An 18,668-nucleotide genomic window follows, 5' to 3' on the forward strand; every position below is an offset into this window, starting at 1 on the left:
ACCGAGAACGGCATCCCCCGCAGCCACAGGGCGGCGATGCCGCCGGTCAGGGCCAGAGGAACCGCGCTGAACACCAGCAACGCGTCCTTGGCCGAGTTCAGGGCTGAGAACAGCAGCAGGAAGATCAGGAAGAAGCACACCGGGACGACGACCATCAGGCGCTGCCGGGCCGAGGCCAGGTTCTCGAACTGCCCGCCCCAGGTCACGTAGTACCCGGCCGGAAGCTGCACCCCGGACGCGACCTTGGCCTGGGCCTCGGCCACGAGCGAGCCGATGTCGCGGCCGCGCACGTTGGCGGTCACCACGACCCGACGGCGGCCGTTCTCGCGCGAGATCTGGTTCGGGCCCTCGGTGACCGAGAAGCTTGCGACCTGCTTCAGGAGTACCGACGACGCCCGCCCGTTGACGCCAGGGGGCAGCGGCACGGGGATGTTCTCCAGGGCCTCGCGGTCCTCGCGGACCTTGTCGTTCAGGCGCACGACGATGGGGAAGCGGCGATCGCCCTCGAACACCATGCCGGCCTCCCGGCCGCCGATGGCCGCGCCGATGACGTCCTGGATCGCGGAGGTGCTCAGGCCGAGGCGCGCCGCCTCCGTCTTGTTGATCTTGATCTCCAGGAAAGGCAGGCCCGCCGTCTGCTCGACCTTGACGTCGTCGGCCCCCTCGGTCCCGCGCAGGATCGTGGCGACCTGGTTGGCCGCCTTGAGCATCGGTTCGAACTCCTCGCCGAACACCTTCACGGCGAGGTCGCCGCGGGTGCCGGCCAGGAGCTCGTTGAAGCGAAGCTGGATCGGCTGCGAGAACTCGTAGACGTTGCCGGCGAGTGCCCCGACCGCCTTCTCGATCTCCTCCTGAAGGTCTGCCTTGGAAAGGCTCGGGTCGGGCCACTCCTCCTGCGGCTTCAGGATGACGAAGGTGTCGGACGAGCTCGGCGGCATCGGGTCGGAAGCGACCTCCGCGGTGCCGGTCTTCGAGAAGACGTAGGCGACCTGGGGGAAGCGGCTGATCGCCTGCTCGACCTTCAGCTGCATCGCCTGCGACTGGGTCAGGGAGGTCGACGGGATGCGCTGCGCGTTGAGCGCGATGCTCTTCTCGTCGAGTTGGGGGATGAACTCCTGACCGAGCTTGGTGAACAGGAACCCGGCCCCGACGAGCAGCACCAGGGCGACCGCGACGAAGGTCATCGGAATCCTGAGCGCCGCGCCGAGGACCGGGCGGTAGGCGGCCTTGATCCCGCGGATGAGGACGTTGTCCTTCTCCGTGACCTTGCCGGTGATGACGATGGCGATCATCGCGGGCACGAAGGTCAGCGACAGCACGAAGGCCGAGACCAGCGCGATAATGACGGTGAGCGCCATCGGCTCGAACATCTTGCCCTCGACCCCGGTGAAGGTGAGGAGCGGCACGTAGACGAGGATGATGATGGCCTGCCCGTAGAGGGACGGCTTGATCATCTCCTCGGCCGAGGCGCGCACGGTGACCAGGCGCTCCTCCAGGTCGAGCTTGCGCCCGAGCTCGGTCTGGCGCTCGGCGAGATGGCGCAGGGCGTTCTCGGTGATGATGACCGCGCCGTCGACGATGAGGCCGAAGTCGAGGGCGCCGAGGCTCATCAGGTTCGCGCTGATGCGGCCCTGGACCATGCCGGTCATGGTCATCAGCATCGCCACCGGGATGACGAGCGCGGTGACGATGGCCGCCCGGATGTTGCCGAGCAGCAGGAACAGGATGACGATGACGAGGGCGGCGCCCTCGGCCAGGTTCTTGGCCACGGTCCTGATGGTGGCCTCGACCAGCACCGTGCGGTTGAGGACGGTCTGCACCTCGACGCCCGGGGGTAGCGAGCGGCGGATCTCGGTCATCTTGTTGTCGACTGTGGCCGCCACCGTGCGGCTGTTCTCGCCGATCAGCATCAGGGCGGTGCCGATGACGACCTCGCGCCCGTCCTCGCTGCCCGACCCGGTGCGCAGGTCGCGCCCGATCCGCACCTCGGAAATGTCGGAGATGCGGACCGGCACGCCGCCACGCGTGGTGACGACGACGTTGCCGATGTCCTCCATGGTCTCCAGGCGGCCGGCGGCACGGACGACGTAGCCCTCGCCGTTGTCCTCCAGGTAGCGGGCGCCCTGGTTGGCGTTGTTGGCCTCCAGCGCCCGTCCGATGTCGGCGAAGGACAGGTCGAGGGCGGTGAGCTTCATCGGGTCCGGCTGGACGTGGTACTGCTTGTCAAAGCCGCCGATGCTGTCGACGCCGGCGACCCCCGGCACGGTCTTCACCTGGGGTCGGATGATCCAATCCTGGACCGTGCGCAGGTAGGCGGTGCGTTCGAGCTCGGTCGTGAGCCGCTGGCCCTCGGGAGTCAGGTAGCTCCCGTCCGATTGCCATCCGGCCTTGCCGTCCGGGGAGACCTTGCGATCCTTCGGTTGGGCGTAGTGGATCGACCACATGTAGATCTCGCCCAGGCCCGTCGAGATCGGGCCCATGTGCGGCTCGGCCCCCGGCGGCAGGGTCGACTTCGCCTCGCCGATGCGCTCGGCAACCTGCTGGCGGGCAAAATAGATGTCCAACTTTTCGGAAAAGACCGCCGTGACCTGGGAGAAGCCGTTACGCGAGAGCGAGCGCGTGTATTCCAGGCCCTTGATCCCGGCGAGCGCGGTCTCGACCGGGTAGGTGACCTGCTTCTCGATATCGACCGGGGAGAGCGACGGCGCCGTGGTGTTGATCTGCACCTGGTTGTTGGTGATGTCCGGCACCGCGTCGATGGGGAGCTTGGTCAGCGAGAACACGCCGAAGCCCGCCGCGAGCAGCGACAGGAGCACCACGAGCCAGCGCTGGTGGACGGAGAAGTCGAGGATCTTGGAGATCATGATGGCCGCCCTCAGTGCGCGTGGTCGGCTTCGGCCTTGCCGAGCTCGGCCTTCAGGACGAAGGAGTTGGCCACCGCGACCTCGTCCCCGGGCTTGAGGCCGGACAGGATCTCGAAGGCGTCGTCGTCGGCCTTGCCGATGGTCACGTCCCGGCGCTCGAAGCCCTCCTGGGTGCGTACGAAAGCCACCTTCTCTCCGCCGATGGTCTGGATCGCGGACTTCGGCAACCGGACCCCGACCTTGTCCTGGGCGATCTCGACCTCGGTGGTCACGAAGGTGCCGGGCCGCCAGGCCATGTCCTTGTTCGGCAGGGAGACGATGACCCGGGCCGAGCGGGTCTCCGGGTTGAGGATCGGGCTGACGAACACGACCTTGCCCTCGGCGCGGGAGGCGTCGTCGCCGCCGACGATGGTCACCTTGGCGCCCTCGCGGACCTTCGACAGCTCGGTGGTCGGGACGGAAAGCTCGATCCACACCGAGGACAGGTCGGCGACGGTGTAGACGTCGGCCGGATCGCCTTCCTTGCCGACGGCGGTGCCGACGTCGACCTTGCGCTCGACCACCCGACCGGCCAGCGGCGACCGCAGTTCGTAGCGGCGCAGGCTCGACAGGTTCGGGGTGGTCTCGTCCTTCTTGGCGGAGGTGGCGACCTCGGCCGCGTTCAGCCCCAGGGCCGACAGCTTCTGCCGGGCGAGGTCGACGCGCAGGGTCGCCTCCGAGTAGGCGGCCTTGGCGTTCAGGAATGCCGACTCGGCCGAGATACGCTTGTCCCAGAGGGCCTGCTGGCGGTCGAAGTTCGTCTTCTCCAGGTCCGCCTTCACCGTCGCGGTGAGGAAGTCGCTCTTCGCCTCGGCGACCTCGCGGCTGTCGAGGACGGCGACGACCTCGCCCTTGGCCACCGCCTCGCCGAGGCGTTTGCGCATTTCGGACACGGTGCCGATCACCCGCACGGGCACCCGGGCGATCCGGTCGGCGTCCTGGGTGATGGTGCCCGGCACCAGCAGGTGGCGCGAGAGGATGCCGCCCTCGACCGTCGCCAGCTTGATGTCCTGCTCGGCGGCCTGCTCGGCCGTCATCTTGATCTTGCCCTCGCCCTCCTCGTCGTGGCCGTGCGCCTCGCCCTCGGCGTGTTTGTGGCCTCCGGCCTCCGGCTTGGCCTCGCCATCCGAATGCTTGTGCTCCCCGGCAGGCTTGGGCTCGCCTTCGGCATGCTCGTGGCCATGCTCGCCATGACCGTGGCCATCGTCGGCTGCGGGTGTCGCCGGCTTGGTCATGGCGGCGTTGGTCGGTGGCGCCGCCCGGGCGTTCGTGAGGCCGGCGGCGGCGAGCGCGCCTTGCACGACCTCGGACACGCGGGGGAAGGCACCGCCGATGGCGATGCCGATGGCCAGGAAGGCCACGGAGAGGAATGCACGCATGGGAATGGGCCGGGTCCGCCAGGGACGTCGCACCTCCGCTCATGCGGCAGGGGACGGTCCCGTACTGGGTATTTCGCGATGACGAGGCGGCCGCGACCCGTGAGGGGCCGACCGGGACGCGCCACGGACGTGGCGACGTCGCCTCAGGCGCGAGGCGGCCTGGGAAGGCGGTCGGGCGAAACCGAACCGACGGGGGTAATCTCGGTCGCGTAGGAGGCGCGCGCTGTCCCGCGGGATGGCAAGGCGGGCGTCCCGTCCACGTTCAGGGCCTGGTGGCACCCGCAATTGGCATGGCAGGCCGGGCAGGCATCGGCGTGATCGGCGCCGGCCGCCTGCGTCGGCGCGGACACGGACAGTTCGTGACCGGCCGGACGATGGGCCTCGGCGGAGTGGATCGCGCCGGGGACGACGAGCGCCAGGACAAGGACGAGCGAGAGCACGCGGACGGTGGTCGCCCACCAGCCGCGCATTGTCTCGCAGGCCCTGATCCGGGGTCCCTTTGTCATGGTCGCCTTATGAACGATTCAGGGCCGCCCGTACATGCCGGATGGCCGAAGACGAGGGCCGAGCCTAGTCATCGTCGTGATGGTGATGGTGGTGCCTGCGCTCGCCGTAGAACCGACGTTCCCCGTAGAACGCCCGGTCGCCGTAATCCCGATGCGGACGGTGGATGACGACGTCGTCGTGGTCGCCATGGTGGTACCGGTCGACGTGGACGTCGCCGCGCCGGTCGAAGTCGCCGCCGTAGTATTGGGCGGACGCGGCGGCCGGCGCCAGGATCAGGCTGACGGCGACCAGGGCCGGAATGCGAACTCGCATGGCTCGTTCCTCAAGGGGGTATGGCGACAGGATGGGCCCCTTGAGTTGAACGGACCCTGAAACCCCCGTTCATCGAAATGCGGATGGAGATCCGGGACCCCGTGATAGCGGTTCACAAGGTCCCGGACCGCAAGGGCTCAGTTACGTTCGATGATCGTCGTGCGACGCTCGCCGCCATGATGATCGTCATGGTGGTCGTCATGGTGGTGATGCTCGCGAACGACCTCATGGTGGTCGTCGTGGCGATCCCGGTGACCCTCGCCATGGCGCTCGCCGTGGCTGTCGCCGTGGACGCCCACGCCGCCCGGGCCGACGTCGATATGCTGGGCCAGGGCCGCGACCGGCGAAAGGGCCAGGGAGACGATGGCGGCGATGGCTGCGAACTTGGTCTTCATGTTGAGGTCCCCTCTATCGATTACGACGCAGGAACGTACCGATAGGGGAAACCGATCCGAATATTCCCGGTGGAACCCGGGAATATTCGGCAATGGGCATTCGTGCGTCGCCGGATCGTCCGCGATGCTTGCTTGGGCGATGATCCTCGATGGCGCCCCGGCATGCGGAACGCGGCATGACCGTGCAGCCGGCCCGCATCGACCGTGTAAGCCCGGGGGGATCGCGGGGTGCCCGCCCCGGCACGGGGCCGAGGCGGGCGGTTCACGGGACCGAGGGGGGCACGACGGTCCCATGAAGGTGTCGGGCGGGAGCGGACAGGTCATCCCCCCGCCAGGGCGTAGCCGATGCCGACGGCAAGGAAGGCGAAGGCGACCAGGAGGGGAAGCATACGCATCGGTGCATCCTCCCGGCCGCCCGAGGTCGGCGACGTCCGCTCACTTCTTGTCGTGGGAGTGACCGTGGGCATGCCCATCCTTGTCGGAATGGATCGGCTTGCCGTCCTTGCCGACCTCGCGGGCCTCGCTCTTGCGCGGGTCGTCGCGATGGGCCGGGCCACCCGCGACGCCGCCGGTGTTCGGGACGGAGCGCTCGGGATTGTTCGCGTTCCCATGCCCGTCCTCGGCGGCGAGGGCGGGAGCCCAGAGGCTCGCCAGCAGGCCAGCGGCGAGAAGGGCGGCGACGGTACGCTTCATGATGATGGTCTCCAGGGCTCGGCGGCCGCTGCGGCCGCCTCGACACCTGAGATAGCGACCCTGTTTGACACCCGGACGCCCGGTTCGTGACGAAGTGTGTCAGCGACCGGCGCGCGGCAGGGAGATCAGCACCCGCAGGCCGCCTTCCGGGCGACTGGATAGGACGATGTCCCCGCGCTCCGCCTCGACGCTCCGACGCGCGATGGTCAGGCCGAGGCCGGTGCCGCCGGTGTTTCGGTTCCGCGACGCTTCCAGGCGGGTGAACGGCTCGAAGGCGCGGGAGACCTCGTCGGGCGCGATGCCGGGACCGTCGTCCTCGATGGAGAGCAGCAGTTCCTCCGGCTCCACCGCGAGCGAGATGCGGGCGCGGGTCCCGTAACGCACGGCGTTGTCGACGACGTTGTCGAGCGCGCGTCTCAGGGCCACCGGGCGCACCGTCGCGAGGGCGCGACCGGGCCCCGCATAGGAAACGTCGCGGCCCGCGTCCGAGGACGCGTCGGCGATGCTCATGAGGACGCTCGCGACGTTCGTGACCTGGCGCGGTTCGGGATCGGCGTCGCCCCTGAGGTACGCCAGGGTCGAATCGACCATGGCCTGCATGTCGTCGAGGTCAGAGCCCATCGCCCAGGTCTCGTCGCCCTCGGGCAGGCCGTCGAGGCGCAGGCGTAGCCGCGCGATGGGGGTGCGCAGGTCGTGCGAGACGGCCGCCAGGGCTTGGGTCCGCTCCATCACCAGCCGATGGATGCGGTCCTGCATCGCGTTGAGGGCCCGGGCGATCCCTCGGGTCTCGTCCGGGCCGGCTTCCCGCACAGGAACGACCTTGCCGTGCCCGATCTCCCCCGTGGCTCGGGTGAGGTCGCGCAGCGGTCCCGCGATCCGGTGCATCAGGATGACGGCCGCGACGCCGACGAGGATGGCCATCGCGGTGGCGAGGTAGGCCCACGATCCAAGCCTGGCGAGGCCGGGCGCGTGCGCCGAGCGGAAGGTCAGGAAGCTTCCGTCGGCCAGGGCGAGCGCGCCGCCGAGGTCGTCCTGGTGAAGGACCTCGTCCCCGCCGTCCATCGCCAGTGCGAGACCGGGCCCGAGGCTCGGCTCGGATGCGATCATCCGGGACCTGAGCGACCACATCGCCGGATCGCCGGCCTCGTCCTGGCGCAGGGGCGAGGTCGCGGACCACCCCAACTCGAAATGCGCGGACGACAGGGCCTTCGCCTCCGCGTCGCGCTCGGTCCGGGGGCGTCGGAGCACCGCCTCGCGCGCCAGGGTAAGCTGGTTGGCGACCTGTCGCGCGAACGCATCGTCCGCCGCGGCGGTCGCGGATTGCCGATAGAGAAGCAGGGCCCCGCCGTGGACGGCGAGGATGGCAAGGAGCAGGACGGCGACCGTGCGGGCTTCGAGGCTGCGGGCCAAGGGTGCGAGGCGCCTCACGCGTGCTCGACCTTCGAGGCGAGCATGTAGCCGGCTCCGCGCACGGTCTTGATGACCGGGGGCAGGCCCTCGGGCGGTTCGAGCTTACGTCTAAGGCGGCTCACCAGGGTATCGACGCTTCGGTCCGTAGGCGACCCGAGCCTGGCACGGGACAGTTCGAGGATCGTCTCCCGGCCGAGCACGCGCCCCGGGTGTTCGAGGAAGACGAGAAGGAGGTCGTACTCGGCGCCGGACAGGTCGACGGCCGCCCCCTCTGGATCGACGAGCGACCGGCTGCGCATGTCGAGCCCCCACCCCGAGAACGTGAGGACCTCCGATGCCGGGTTCGAGGGCGACAACGCTGCCATGGAGGCGCGGCGGAGCACGGCACGGACCCGGGCCAGGAGTTCGGGACGGCCGAACGGCTTGGCGACGTAGTCGTCGGCGCCGAGTTCGAGCCCGAGCACCCGGTCTGCCTCCTCGTTTCTGGCGCTGACCATGATCACCGGTACCGTGCTCCTGGCCCGCAACGCCCGGAGCAGGTCGAGACCTGAGGTTCCGGGCAGCATCACGTCGAGCAGGACGAGGTCGACGCCACCGGCAGGCAGGTGCCGCCAGAACTCGATGGCATTCCTGCAGCCGGTGACGCGGTAGCCGCTTTCCCCGAGGAGACGCGTGACGAGCATGCGCAGGCCGTCGTCGTCCTCGACGAGCACGATGTGGCCCCCGTCGACGGCCGGTGGGCTCTGAGGGTCTTGCGAAGCCATCGATTCCCCCCCGCTCAGGCGATGGCCTGGTCGAGCATGAGCAGCAGCAGGAAGCCGGCGAAGAACATCGCCGTCACCCAGGGACGGTCCTCGGTCTCGTGCGCCTCGACCAGGAGTTCCTCGGTGACGAGGTACAGCAGGGCGATCAGGCCGAAGGAGAGGAAGGCGGCCTGGATCGGCGCAGACAGGGTGGCGACGGGCCCTCCCAGCAACGCCCCCAGCGGCAACAGGACGACGAGGCCGGCGGTCATGCCGACGACCTTGCGCTTCGATGTCCCGCCTTCCCCGAGCTCGTTCGCGACCGTCAGGCCGAGGAACAGCACCTCGATGGTGAGGGCGACCGTGAGCAGGATTCCGGCCTTGGCGCCGGCGGCGAAGGCGATGCCGAGCACGAGCCCGTCGACGAGGATGTCGATGCCCGTGACAGCCATCAGCCCGACGGGGCCGCTCGCCCGCTTCCCCAGCGTCTTCACCAGCAGCATCGCCGCGACGCCGAGCGCGCCGCCTGCCAGCATGGCCAAGGGCGAGCCGGCATGCTTGAGGTCCGGCAGGATCTCGCCGGCCGCCGCGGCGAAGACCACGCCCGCCGCGAAGTGCTGGATGGCGCTGACCAGGATGGGTCCGGGTCGAAGGTTGACCGCGACCGCGGCGCCGATGACGGCCGCCGCCGCGGGGATCAGTGTGTAGGCCCAGGCTTGCATCACGCTCTCAGACGACGTGGTCGGGCGCGAGGGCGCAGGCGTTGTCCGCGCTCGTCTCCACCTGCAGGGTGGTGTGGCCGATGCCGAACCGTTTCTTGATCCCGCCTGCCGCGTCCATCAGGAAGGCGTCGTCGGGACGGCCGCCCGGCATGATGAGGTGGGCGGTCAGGCATGTCTCCGTGGTGCTCATCGCCCAGATGTGCAGGTCGTGGAGGGCGGTGACGCCCGGCAGTCCTTCGAGGTGGCTTCGGACGGCGGCCGGGTCGATGCCCGGCGGGACGGCGGCGAGGGACAGCGTGAGGCTGTCGCGCAGGAGGCCCCAGGTGCTCCAGACGATGACCGCCACGATGGCGAGGCTGACGACGGGATCGAGCCAGGTCCACCCGGTGTAGAGGATGACGAGGCCGGCGATGACCACGCCCGCCGAGACGGCGGCGTCGGCGGCCATGTGCAGGAAGGCGCCCTTGATGTTGATGTCGCCCTTGGCGCCCGAGGCGAACAGCCAGGCGGTGATGCCGTTCACCAGGATGCCGACCGCGGCCACGACCATCACGGTCTTGCCGGCGACCGGGGCTGGCTCGCCGAAGCGCTGGATCGCCTCCCAGGCGATGGCGCCGACGGCGACCAGCAGGAACACCGCGTTGAACAGGGCCGCCAGGATCGACGAGCCCTTCATCCCGTAGGTGTAGCGCGCGCTCGGGGCGCGCTTCGCCAGCACCATGGCGACCCAGGCCACCACCAGTCCGAGGACGTCCGAGAGGTTGTGCCCGGCATCGGCCAGCAGGGCCATCGAGTTCGCCAGCACCCCGTAGGTGGCTTCCACGACGACGAAGCCGACGTTGAGGGCGATGCCGATGGCGAACGCCTTCCCGAAGCTCGCCGGTGCGTGGCTGTGCCCGGGGCCGTGGGCGTGCCCGGCGTGGGCTTGGGAATGGTCGTGTCCGGCGTGGTCGTGGTGGTCCGTCATCTCGGCTTCCGGTCTGAGGATGCAAGCATTGATGCCTAACTCCTCTACCCACTAGAGGAGCAAGCGCCCGTTTCGGCCTCGGTCAGTGCCGGTCGCTGAGACACTCGCCGTGGTCGGCCAGCACCTCGATGATCCGGCATTCCCCGACGTCGCCGCCCGAGCACTGCTCGACCATGGCCTGCATCTCCCGCCGGAGGCCGGTCAGCCGGGCGATCCGGTCGTCGATGTCGGCGAGATGTTTCCGGGCGATGGCGTCGGCCTCCCCACAAGGCCGGTCGGGATGTCCGGCCAGGTCGAGAAGGGTTCGGATATCCTCGATCTCGAAGCCGAGCTCGCGGGCGTGCCGGATGAACCGCAGCGTCCGGACGTCGCCCTCTCCGTAGGTGCGGCGATTGCCCTCCGTACGCACCGGCGTCGGCAGCAATCCGCGTTCCTCGTAGAACCGAATGGTGGGGACCTTCACCGCGGCGCGGCGCGACAACTCCCCGATGGCGATGGACTTCATGCCGCTTGCTCCTCTAGTCGCTGGAGGAAGTAGGGTGCCTGGGGAATTGCGGAAGGCACCTCATGAAAGACGCGACGACCTTGGACCGAACCGATAGCCCCCCGACGCGCCTGCGCGTGTCCGGGATGGATTGCGCCTCGTGCGCCGCCAAGGTCGAGAACGCCGTTCGGCGCCTACCCGGCATCGAGGACATCTCGGTCTCGGTGGCGACCGAGACGCTGACGGTGCGGCATGGACCCGCCACCGACGCCCGGGCCATCGCGGCGACGGTCCGCAGCCTGGGCTACGGCGCGGACGACACTTCCGCCGACGCGGTGTCGGATGCCGAACGACCTGAGCCGGTCTGGTGGCAGTCTCCGAAGGCGCTGCTGGCGTTCGCCTGCGCGGCGGCCCTGGTGCTGGCTTACGCGGTCGGCCAAGCCGCGCCGGCGATGGAGCGCTGGGCCTTTTTGGCGGCGATGGCGGTCGGACTGGTGCCGATTGCACGACGTGCCGTCGCGGCCGCCCGGCACGGGACGCCGTTCTCCATCGAGACCCTGATGTCCGTAGCCGCCATCGGCGCGACCGCCATCGGGGCGACCGAGGAAGCGGCCACGGTCGTCTTCCTGTTCCTGGTTGGCGAGGTGCTGGAAGGGGTGGCCGCAGGCCGGGCCAGGGCGAGCATCCGCGGCCTCACCGGCCTGGTGCCGGACACGGCCCTGCTGGAGGGCGACGGATCGACGGAGCGGGTGCCCGCGGCGAGCCTGCGGGTCGGGGCGACCGTCCTGGTGAGGCCGGGTGACCGGGTCCCGGCGGACGGGACCGTCCTCGACGGGGAGAGCGCGGTGGACGAGGCGCCGGTCACCGGCGAGAGCGTGCCGCGGCGCAAGGCACCGGGCGATGCGGTGTTCGCCGGGACCGTGAACGGGGACGGCGCGCTTCGGGTGCGGGTGACCGCGGCGGCGCGGGACAACACCATCGCCCGGGTCGTGCGGCTGGTGGAGGATGCCCAGGAGGCGAAGGCCCCGACCGAGCGCCTGATCGACCGATTCTCACGGGTCTACACACCGGCCGTGGTCGCGGTGGCCACGCTCGTCGCGATCCTGCCGCCGCTGCTGTTCGGGTGCTCGTGGAACGAGTGGGTCTACAAGGGGCTCGCCATCCTGCTGATCGGCTGCCCCTGCGCCCTGGTCATCTCGACGCCCGCCGCCATCGCGGCCGGGCTCTCGGCCGGCGCCCGCCGGGGCCTGCTCATCAAGGGCGGCGCCGTCCTGGAGCGGCTGGCCGCCGTTACCATGGTGGCCTTCGACAAGACCGGCACCCTGACCGAGGGCAAGCCCGTGGTCACCGACGTCCTAGCGTTCGGCCGGTCCGAACGGGAGGTCCTCTCCTTGGCTGCCGCGCTTGAGGCAGGCTCCTCGCATCCGCTCGCCAAGGCGGTGCTTGCCAAGGCCGCGGAAGCCGGCGCACCGATGCCTCCGGCATTCGGGTCGAAGGCGCTCGGCGGCAAGGGGATCACCGGCAATGTCGGCGGCCTCGACCTGTTCCTCGGATCGCCGCGGGAGGCGGCAGCGCGCGTGACCCTCGAGGCGGAGCAGGAGGCGCGGATCTCCACCCTGCAGGGCGAGGGTAAAACGGTCGCCGCCCTGCTGGCGAACGGGGCGTTGGCCGGGCTGTTGGGCATGCGCGACGAGCCCCGGTCCGACGCCAAGGCCGGGATCGACCGCCTCGCGGCGGAGGGCATCGGGTCGCTCATGCTGACCGGGGACAACGCCCGCACGGCCCAGGCGGTGGCGGGGATGCTCGGCATCGAGGCACGGGCGGGACTGCTGCCCGAGGACAAGCAGCGGATCGTACTTGAGCTCCAGGCCGCCGGGGCCGTCGTGGCGAAGGTCGGGGACGGCATCAACGACGCCCCGGCGCTCGCGGCCGCAGACGTCGGCATCGCGATGGGTGGCGGCACCGACGTCGCGCTGGAGACAGCCGATGCAGCGGTGCTACACGGGCGCGTCGCCGACGTGGCGCGGATGGTGGAACTGTCCCGCAGGACGCTGGCGAACATCCGCACGAACATCGGTGTGGCACTCGGCCTGAAGGCGGTGTTCCTTGTCACGACCATCGCCGGCATCACCGGCCTATGGCCGGCCATCCTCGCCGATACGGGGGCGACGGTCCTGGTAACGGCCAACGCCCTGAGGCTGCTGGGGGTCAGGCTGCGCTAGGACCGGTTGTCCCTGACCTTGCCGGGTGGCTGATCGGCCACTTGGATGGGGATGGCGCGGCGATGCGGCCCATTCCGAACGTACGCGCCACCCGGAGCCCGTCCGTTCTTGACGCGTCCCTGGTTCCTGGATCGTGCCGGGGCGATGTTACGGGTGGCGGATGACTCCCGCGTCGTGATGCAGGTCCGACTTGGTGCCGGGACGCGACCCGCCGTTCGACCATGATGCGAGGGACCCGTCGGGGGTGCCCTCCCAAGTGCGGGAGGAGTCCCCGGGGCATCCACCTAGGATCCACATCCCGGACGTTAAAGTCGAAGCTCAGTCCGGACACGGGGGCGCTCCTGGGTGGTCGGGCCCTTCGCCGTTTGTGGTGGCGCCCGATCACACCAGCCTAACAGACGCCGTCGATTCGTTCAGTCAGGCGTGGTGCTTGGGGGCAGGTGAGAGCTCCTGCAGCCTGTCGAAGACCCTCTTCTTGGCCTCCTTGAAGCGCTCCCTGCCACCGAGCTCGTAGGCGGCCCGGCCTACGACGAAGGCGATGTCCACCCGCTCGTTCCTGGCCATGAGACGGTGCTCGGGGGTGATGTAGGCGTCGACGTCCGCGAGCATGGCCTTCACGATTGCCGCATCGGTCTCGGCGGTCTCGCGCTGGGTCTCGCGCCAGCGTCGGGCGCGGTCGGCGGCATCGCGACGGACGCGGGCGGACCGGGCGGCGGGGTGCTCCTCGGGGAGCGCGGAGGCGGTTGCGGTGCTCATGACGGTAGAGTGCCAGGCCGTCCAGAAAGCCACCATGGGGGATCGCGCACGGTGTGAAGGACGGTCGATCCGGTCCTTCCGGTGGCGTTCCGATCACGCACGTTCCGTTACGGGGTATGGAGCCTTGGCTACGCCAATGTCGGGAAGCGGAAAAAAGATCTGGACCGTTCCCGCGTCAGTTCTCCTCGTCGGACGGCCACCACCGCCAGGGAAGGCCACCAGGGCATCGTGCCTGGCAGGATGTGTCCTTACCCACGCCACCCCCGACTGACCGCCACAGCCTACCTCCCTGTGCCTCACCGGCGGCCGATACCCCCTCGTCCCCGCGATTTTCCGATCCCCTTCCGCAAGTATTGCCCCGCGTAACGGAAGGTCAGGCCCCCGATTGACCTTATCCTCGGCGTACGTATCCTCGTCATGTTGATCCCGGCCTGAGTTGCGGACGTGCTGCCCCGCGACAGGCCCCAGTAGAGGACCGTCGTGACAACCTCCCTCATCTCCCCGACCGCCACGCGTTGGCCCCAGGCTGCTTCCCTGGTCCGTCCAGCCCCCGCCTACTGCTCCGAGTTCCGCCCCCTCGACTACGCCCGTCTCGTCCACCCCAAAGGCGGTGTCGGGTCCGCGATGTTCGGCGACCGCGTCCCTCCCAGGAAGCCCAGGAAGGACGGCAGCACCGAGCCGCGATGGTCCGACCTGCGGTACTCCTCCCACGCCCTCGCGAGCCGCGACGTCGATCTGCAGGGCCGGCGCTTCATGTCGTTCGCATCGTACCCGTACTCCAAGCCGGGCGAGCCCCGCGTCGCCAAGGACGCGATCAACATCGTGTCCCTCGGCGCCTCGTGGCTCGACCTCGACTACTACAACAAGCCGGACTGGAAGGACGTCCCCCCGCGCAAGGTCCTGGAAGCCGTCCGCAACATCTGCGAGGACCGCGGCTGGCCGTCGCCGTCCTACGCCACGTTCTCGGGGCGCGGGATTTTGGTGGTCTGGCTCTACACCGCCTCCCAGCCGGCCCAGCGTGTCATGGCCCGCCACCGTGCCTTGCAGCAGATCCTCCACGAGGAGTTCCTGCCGTTCGGGTCCGACTACACGGCCAAGGCTGCGACGAAGCAGTTTCGGATGCCGGGCACCTACAACGAAAAGAGCGGCCTCCCGGTGGTGGTGATCTTTCCCGACCTGACCGCCGAGATCGCCCGGATCGACTTCGACGAGCTCTGCCGCGTGGTCCTGCCGTTCCAGCGCCAGACCAAGGCCCAGCGGGAGGCCGCCAAGGCCGAGGCGAAGGCCAAGCGGACCGCCGCCCAACTCGCCAACCGGACCCCGCGGGAAGGCCACCACGGCGCCAAGCTGACCGGCTCGTCGTACTGGGACACCATCGCCGCGGACCTCGACCGGCTGTATGCCCTCCGGCACGGCAAGGCCGGCATCAAGGACACCGCGGCCCGCGAGGACACGGGAGCCGGCCGCAACTCCTGGCTTGTCGCCTTCGTCTACGTGGCCTCGTGGCGCCTCCCGGCCTCCGACCTCGACGCGTACGTCATCGAGACCGCCGACCGCCTCGGGCTCGACCACGCCTCCGCCAAGTCGAAGGCTTGCTCCATCGTCGGCAGGGCGAAGGAATCCGCCCGGGGCGTCCGCCGGACGTACCGCGGATTCACGGTCGACCCCCGCTACAAGCCGTCCCCCGCCCACCTCCGGGACCTGCTGGTCATCACCCCGAGGGAGATGCGCCGGGCCGACCTGCGCATCCTGATCGACCAGGCGCGCCGGTCCGAGAACGCCGTCTCGCGCGTCGTCGCCTCTCGCCGGGCCGCGGGCGTCAGGGACCGCTCGGTCCAACAGCAGCACCGCCTCGAAGTCGGGCAGCAGGCCGTCGAGTTCCTCGCCGAGGGCCTGACCGTGAAGGCGGTGGCCGAGCTCTACGGTGTCTCGCCGCGGTGGCTGGACAACGCCCTCCGGGACGCCCGCGCCGTCGCCGGCATCACCACCGCCAAGGCCGAGCCGGTGGTGGCTCCCGTGGTCACCGTCGACGACGTCGGCGACACCCTCGACCTGCCCGTCGGCACCCCCGCCGTGATCGCGCACGAAGTGTTACGGGATATCAGAGAGACCGCGCGCGAGGCTGTTGTCGCAGGCCGCCGTACGCAGTATGTTCCTCGGGTCACGACGAAGGGCAGCACTCTTCTAGGACAGACGCCCGCTGCGCGCCCCACGGCCCGGCGGGCGTCGACGTGTCCGGCCTCCGAGATGGAGGTGGCGTGACATGAAGTGGCGCCTCACACCCGAAGAGCAGCAACTTCAGGACACCTTGCGGGCCGCCGCGGCGAGGCTGCACGCCGTCTGGTACCGCTACCCGGTCGGCGACAAGGAAGCGGCCCGCCGGGCCGAGCGCGAGCCGGTGGGCCGACGTCGGTACGTGGGTGGCGGGATCTGGCACAGCATTTCGGGAGCGGCCCCGATCCCCGTGCCCCCGCGCCACGACGTCGGCCAAGCCCTGCTTCGCGAGGTGCTTCAGGCGTGGCGGACGCCGGCATGGTCGGACATCTCCGTCTGGGACGACTCGCGCCGTGGGCCGATCCGACGACTCCTCAAGGCCGCCGGCCTCGCCCTGCAGGACCCGGACGAGGATGGGGTCGAGCGCGCCGACCTCCTCGTCCGGGTGGCCATCTCGGCGATCCGCTCCCAGTCAGAAAATCCTGACGGGCGCATCGAGCGGTTGGCGGCCCTGCCCAAGGGCGTCTGGCGCGTCGACCTGTCGGGCCTCATGGGCCTGCGCGAAGACCCGCCCGTCAGAAAAGTCTGACACCTGCAAGAACGGCTTGGCCCATCCTTGTCAGCGCCGGGAAAATGACCGGCTAAGCGACGTCAAAATCGCTTAGCCCCCTGATTACCCTTGTCGAATCCAGGTGCGAGGCATTCCATCCTTTTCGATGGAACCAAACCTCGCCCCGCGCGTTTCGGACGCCCCCAACTCGACGCTGGTCCATGCGTCCGGAGCCAGCCGGCAGTGCCGCGGCTCCTACCGGGTCTCGCCCCAAGGGGCGGCGCTCAACTCCTCCCTGATGAAGGGCCTCGCCGCGGTCATCAAGGACCGCCGGCTGACGGCCCCCCAGCTTCGGGTGTTGCTCGGGCAGCTCGAGAGCCGGGACAGCGACCTCCGCGACGAGCTCGCGGCGATCCGGTCCCACGACGGCGACCGCATCACCTGGAAGCGCCTGCTGGTGTTCTGCGACGCCATGAAGGTCGAGGCCGGCGAGCTCATCGCCTCAGTCTACCTCGCCCGCACCGCCGGCCCGAGGGTCCACTGATGGGCACCCGGCTCGACTTCTCCATGGTCCGCATCCTCGGCGAGGATTGCCGGGCCGTCGACGGCGGGCACGAGCTCGCGCTGACCGCCTACGTGGCCCAGGTCGACGGCGACCGTCTCGTCGAGCACGCCGCGGTCGCCCGGGTCACCGAGACCTTCGCCGGCTGGGACCCCCAGGACTACCAGCGCGCCAACCTGAAGCTCCACCGGGCCCTGGCTGCCCGCGTCGCCGAGCTCGCCCTCGCCGCCCGCCGGGAAGAGGGCTGACCATGTCCCGCAGGCGCAACCCCATCGCCATGGCCGCCGGCCTCGCCGCGGTCGCCGCCGCCATGGCCCTCGTCATCCGCGAGGCTCAGCCCTCGTCGCCGCCGGCACCACCACCGCCCCCCCGGAAGCGCCGGTCGAAGCGCATCCCCCGCGAGGTCGTCATCGAGGGCCTGATCGGGACCTACCCCGGCCTGTCCGTCGAGGACGCCGCGCGGATCGCGACGGCGTGGCCGGGCAACTTCATCGACGCACCCGCAAGGAGAGACCAGTGAGCGCCGACCGCTATCAGGACGCGATCACCCGCGTGCTCGTCCACGAGGGGGGCTACGTCAACGACCCGCGCGATCCGGGCGGCGCCACCATGAAGGGTGTCACCCAGCGCACGTTCGACGGCTACCTCAAGCGGAACGGCAAGCCGTCCCGCCCGGTCCGCTCGATCACCCAGGCCGAGCTCGGGGCCGTCTACCGCCGCCAGTATTGGGATGCCGTGAAGGGCGACGAGCTCCCCGAGGGGATCGACTACGTCCTGTTCGACGGCGCCGTGAACTCGGGCCCGGGCCAGTCCATCAAGTGGCTGCAGCGCGCCCTCGGCGTCCGCGTCGACGGTGTGATCGGCGAGGCGACCGTCCAAGCCGCGGAAGCCTACCCCGACCACGACGCCCTGGTCGCCGCGATCCTGGAGCGGCGCCTCGCGTTCCTCAAGTCGCTCCGGACCTGGAAGGCGTTCGGCAAGGGCTGGGGCCGCCGCGTCGTCGAGGTCCGCCAGATCGGGCAGGCGTGGGCCTCCGGTTCGGTCGGGCCCCAGCCGACCTACTTCGCCGGCATGGAGCGCCGCGGCCTCCTGTCCGACGCCAAGGGCGCGCCGTCCCCGGCCATCGCCGACGCGCTCACCGGTGGTGGAATCGTCGGCACGGTCGTCGACCAGACCGTCTCGGCGCTGACCCCGCTCCAGGATGCCCTGCCGTCCATCGGCAAGGTCGAGCGACGCCTCGCGGATCGGCCAGTCATCGATCATGAAGGACGGCCCGGCGAAGGGGTCGAACGAGACCCTCATCGAGGACGCCTGCAGGGGCGCGTCGATCAAGCGGCCGCGGGCCCACGCCATCACGGCGCGCTGTCCCTTGCGTAGCGCCCGCTGCCGGGCGGCCTCGCTGACGACGAACGTCACGTCGTAGAGGGCGACTGCGTGCACGTGCGCGACGACGATCCCGGATTCCCGCACACTCCAGACCCGGCGAACTCTGTTGCGGTAGACGTCTGTCACTGCTGCCTCCTCTGGACGGCGTCGCGGATTGCCTGGCAGGGCATCAGCCGCCCGGGCGCCGCGAGGACGGCTCTGAGGGCTAGGTCGACGAGGAGCCCCTGCACGGGCCCGGGGCGCCGGCCGGGAACGGGGGCAAACGAGAAGCTCACCGCCTCGGCCTCGGCCGCGAGAGCCGCTGCCCGGTCGAGGGGAAGCTGCCCCGCCTGCCACGCCCGCTCGGCCTCGGAGACCCGGGCGGCGAGACCGCGGGACACGAGGCGGCAAGTCCGGCCGGCCTGCCAGCCGGACTTGATGCGCCTGCGGGAGGCGGCGAAATCAAACGTCGTCATGATCACCC

At 70.0% G+C, this 18,668-nt stretch carries 20 protein-coding genes and 1 pseudogene; 8 read left to right on the top strand and 13 right to left on the bottom strand.

Annotated elements, in window-relative coordinates; translation table 11 throughout:
• From MFF30_RS13810 to MFF30_RS13825, 4 genes are all read right to left on the bottom strand, one after another.
• Window positions 1–2,864, bottom strand: a 2,864-nt coding sequence (locus MFF30_RS13810; protein ID WP_238280002.1) for an efflux RND transporter permease subunit, incomplete at its 3' end; no start/stop codon positions are given.
• An 11-nt stretch (window positions 2,865–2,875) separates the two neighbouring features.
• Window positions 2,876–4,282, bottom strand: coding sequence for an efflux RND transporter periplasmic adaptor subunit (locus MFF30_RS13815; RefSeq protein ID WP_056096976.1), 1,407 nt, complete (start codon window positions 4,280–4,282; stop codon window positions 2,876–2,878).
• A gap of 143 nt (window positions 4,283–4,425) precedes the next feature.
• Window positions 4,426–4,788 carry a hypothetical protein gene (locus tag MFF30_RS13820; protein ID WP_238280003.1) on the bottom strand — a complete coding sequence of 121 codons (363 nt, stop codon included), beginning with the start codon at window positions 4,786–4,788 and terminating at the stop codon, window positions 4,426–4,428.
• A 64-nt stretch (window positions 4,789–4,852) separates the two neighbouring features.
• Entirely contained in the window at window positions 4,853–5,101 is a 249-nt protein-coding gene (locus tag MFF30_RS13825) for a hypothetical protein (RefSeq protein WP_056096972.1), read from the bottom strand.
• An 83-nt stretch (window positions 5,102–5,184) separates the two neighbouring features.
• Here MFF30_RS13825 and MFF30_RS13830 point away from each other — a divergent pair, with 83 nt between their 5' ends.
• A complete protein-coding gene (locus MFF30_RS13830) occupies window positions 5,185–5,541 on the top strand; it encodes a hypothetical protein (RefSeq protein ID WP_056096969.1) in 357 nt (118 codons plus the stop codon).
• Window positions 5,542–5,931: 390 nt separating this feature from the next.
• On the opposite strand, the gene MFF30_RS13835 is transcribed toward MFF30_RS13830, so the two are convergent.
• From MFF30_RS13835 to MFF30_RS13860, 6 genes are all read right to left on the bottom strand, one after another.
• The gene (locus MFF30_RS13835) at window positions 5,932–6,189 is read right to left on the bottom strand and encodes a hypothetical protein (RefSeq protein ID WP_056096966.1); all 258 of its coding nucleotides are present in this window, start codon (window positions 6,187–6,189) and stop codon (window positions 5,932–5,934) included.
• Window positions 6,190–6,288: 99 nt separating this feature from the next.
• Window positions 6,289–7,617: an ATP-binding protein gene (locus MFF30_RS13840; RefSeq protein ID WP_056096963.1), complete on the bottom strand. Its 1,329-nt coding sequence runs from the start codon at window positions 7,615–7,617 to the stop codon at window positions 6,289–6,291.
• The gene (locus MFF30_RS13845) at window positions 7,614–8,363 is read right to left on the bottom strand and encodes a response regulator transcription factor (RefSeq protein WP_056096961.1); all 750 of its coding nucleotides are present in this window, start codon (window positions 8,361–8,363) and stop codon (window positions 7,614–7,616) included. The genes MFF30_RS13840 and MFF30_RS13845 overlap by 4 nt, the downstream gene beginning before the upstream one ends.
• Window positions 8,364–8,377: 14 nt before the next feature.
• The gene (locus tag MFF30_RS13850; RefSeq protein WP_056096959.1) at window positions 8,378–9,064 is read right to left on the bottom strand and encodes a ZIP family metal transporter; all 687 of its coding nucleotides are present in this window, start codon (window positions 9,062–9,064) and stop codon (window positions 8,378–8,380) included.
• 7 nt (window positions 9,065–9,071) lie between these two features.
• Complete coding sequence (locus MFF30_RS13855) at window positions 9,072–10,031, bottom strand: cation diffusion facilitator family transporter (RefSeq protein WP_056096956.1); 960 nt, start codon at window positions 10,029–10,031, stop codon at window positions 9,072–9,074.
• An 82-nt stretch (window positions 10,032–10,113) separates the two neighbouring features.
• Window positions 10,114–10,536: a MerR family transcriptional regulator gene (locus MFF30_RS13860; protein ID WP_056096954.1), complete on the bottom strand. Its 423-nt coding sequence runs from the start codon at window positions 10,534–10,536 to the stop codon at window positions 10,114–10,116.
• A 62-nt stretch (window positions 10,537–10,598) separates the two neighbouring features.
• Here MFF30_RS13860 and MFF30_RS13865 point away from each other — a divergent pair, with 62 nt between their 5' ends.
• A complete protein-coding gene (locus tag MFF30_RS13865) occupies window positions 10,599–12,737 on the top strand; it encodes a heavy metal translocating P-type ATPase (RefSeq protein WP_056096951.1) in 2,139 nt (712 codons plus the stop codon).
• A 417-nt stretch (window positions 12,738–13,154) separates the two neighbouring features.
• On the opposite strand, the gene MFF30_RS13870 is transcribed toward MFF30_RS13865, so the two are convergent.
• Window positions 13,155–13,493, bottom strand: a complete 339-nt coding sequence (locus MFF30_RS13870) for a hypothetical protein (RefSeq protein ID WP_156384035.1) — start codon at window positions 13,491–13,493, stop codon at window positions 13,155–13,157.
• Between the two features lie 480 nt (window positions 13,494–13,973).
• Between MFF30_RS13870 and MFF30_RS13875 the strand changes: the two genes are divergently transcribed.
• The 6 genes from MFF30_RS13875 (at window position 13,974) to MFF30_RS13900 (ending at window position 18,196) form a co-directional block, all read left to right on the top strand.
• Window positions 13,974–15,755, top strand: coding sequence for a hypothetical protein (locus MFF30_RS13875; RefSeq protein ID WP_238280004.1), 1,782 nt, complete (start codon window positions 13,974–13,976; stop codon window positions 15,753–15,755).
• Between the two features lies 1 nt (window position 15,756).
• Entirely contained in the window at window positions 15,757–16,296 is a 540-nt protein-coding gene (locus MFF30_RS13880) for a hypothetical protein (RefSeq protein WP_056096942.1), read from the top strand.
• Between the two features lie 127 nt (window positions 16,297–16,423).
• On the top strand, window positions 16,424–16,801 hold the full coding sequence (locus MFF30_RS13885) for a hypothetical protein (RefSeq protein ID WP_056246680.1): 378 nt from the start codon (window positions 16,424–16,426) through the stop codon (window positions 16,799–16,801).
• Window positions 16,801–17,067: a hypothetical protein gene (locus tag MFF30_RS13890; RefSeq protein ID WP_056096937.1), complete on the top strand. Its 267-nt coding sequence runs from the start codon at window positions 16,801–16,803 to the stop codon at window positions 17,065–17,067. Before MFF30_RS13885 ends, MFF30_RS13890 begins: the two co-directional genes overlap by 1 nt.
• 2 nt (window positions 17,068–17,069) lie before the next feature.
• Window positions 17,070–17,339: a hypothetical protein gene (locus tag MFF30_RS13895; RefSeq protein WP_056096935.1), complete on the top strand. Its 270-nt coding sequence runs from the start codon at window positions 17,070–17,072 to the stop codon at window positions 17,337–17,339.
• A 32-nt stretch (window positions 17,340–17,371) separates the two neighbouring features.
• Window positions 17,372–18,196, top strand: coding sequence for a glycoside hydrolase family 108 protein (locus MFF30_RS13900; RefSeq protein WP_444543512.1), 825 nt, complete (start codon window positions 17,372–17,374; stop codon window positions 18,194–18,196).
• Here the strand turns inward: MFF30_RS13900 and MFF30_RS26320 are convergent.
• A pseudogene (locus tag MFF30_RS26320) lies at window positions 18,116–18,331 on the bottom strand (L5-gp82 domain-containing phage-derived protein); the annotation flags it as partial. The gene MFF30_RS13900 and the pseudogene MFF30_RS26320 overlap by 81 nt on opposite strands.
• Window positions 18,328–18,660, bottom strand: coding sequence for a hypothetical protein (locus MFF30_RS13905; protein WP_156384033.1), 333 nt, complete (start codon window positions 18,658–18,660; stop codon window positions 18,328–18,330). The pseudogene MFF30_RS26320 and the gene MFF30_RS13905, both read right to left, overlap by 4 nt.
• Window positions 18,661–18,668 lie beyond the last annotated feature (8 nt).

Source organism: Methylobacterium goesingense (genome assembly GCF_022179225.1).
Lineage (GTDB): Bacteria > Pseudomonadota > Alphaproteobacteria > Rhizobiales > Beijerinckiaceae > Methylobacterium > Methylobacterium goesingense.

Coding starts and splice junctions, on each gene's coding strand:
- MFF30_RS13890 (WP_056096937.1), top strand. CDS start 16,801: ATGGGCACCCGGCTCGACTTCTCCATGGTCCGCATCCTCGGCGAGGAT.
- MFF30_RS13830 (WP_056096969.1), top strand. CDS start 5,185: ATGGAGATCCGGGACCCCGTGATAGCGGTTCACAAGGTCCCGGACCGC.
- MFF30_RS13865 (WP_056096951.1), top strand. CDS start 10,599: ATGAAAGACGCGACGACCTTGGACCGAACCGATAGCCCCCCGACGCGC.
- MFF30_RS13895 (WP_056096935.1), top strand. CDS start 17,070: ATGTCCCGCAGGCGCAACCCCATCGCCATGGCCGCCGGCCTCGCCGCG.
- MFF30_RS13870 (WP_156384035.1), bottom strand. CDS start 13,493: ATGAGCACCGCAACCGCCTCCGCGCTCCCCGAGGAGCACCCCGCCGCC.
- MFF30_RS13885 (WP_056246680.1), top strand. CDS start 16,424: ATGGAACCAAACCTCGCCCCGCGCGTTTCGGACGCCCCCAACTCGACG.
- MFF30_RS13815 (WP_056096976.1), bottom strand. CDS start 4,282: ATGCGTGCATTCCTCTCCGTGGCCTTCCTGGCCATCGGCATCGCCATC.
- MFF30_RS13850 (WP_056096959.1), bottom strand. CDS start 9,064: ATGCAAGCCTGGGCCTACACACTGATCCCCGCGGCGGCGGCCGTCATC.
- MFF30_RS13835 (WP_056096966.1), bottom strand. CDS start 6,189: ATGAAGCGTACCGTCGCCGCCCTTCTCGCCGCTGGCCTGCTGGCGAGC.
- MFF30_RS13845 (WP_056096961.1), bottom strand. CDS start 8,363: ATGGCTTCGCAAGACCCTCAGAGCCCACCGGCCGTCGACGGGGGCCAC.
- MFF30_RS13825 (WP_056096972.1), bottom strand. CDS start 5,101: ATGCGAGTTCGCATTCCGGCCCTGGTCGCCGTCAGCCTGATCCTGGCG.
- MFF30_RS13860 (WP_056096954.1), bottom strand. CDS start 10,536: ATGAAGTCCATCGCCATCGGGGAGTTGTCGCGCCGCGCCGCGGTGAAG.
- MFF30_RS13880 (WP_056096942.1), top strand. CDS start 15,757: ATGAAGTGGCGCCTCACACCCGAAGAGCAGCAACTTCAGGACACCTTG.
- MFF30_RS13855 (WP_056096956.1), bottom strand. CDS start 10,031: ATGACGGACCACCACGACCACGCCGGACACGACCATTCCCAAGCCCAC.
- MFF30_RS13905 (WP_156384033.1), bottom strand. CDS start 18,660: ATGACGACGTTTGATTTCGCCGCCTCCCGCAGGCGCATCAAGTCCGGC.
- MFF30_RS13820 (WP_238280003.1), bottom strand. CDS start 4,788: ATGACAAAGGGACCCCGGATCAGGGCCTGCGAGACAATGCGCGGCTGG.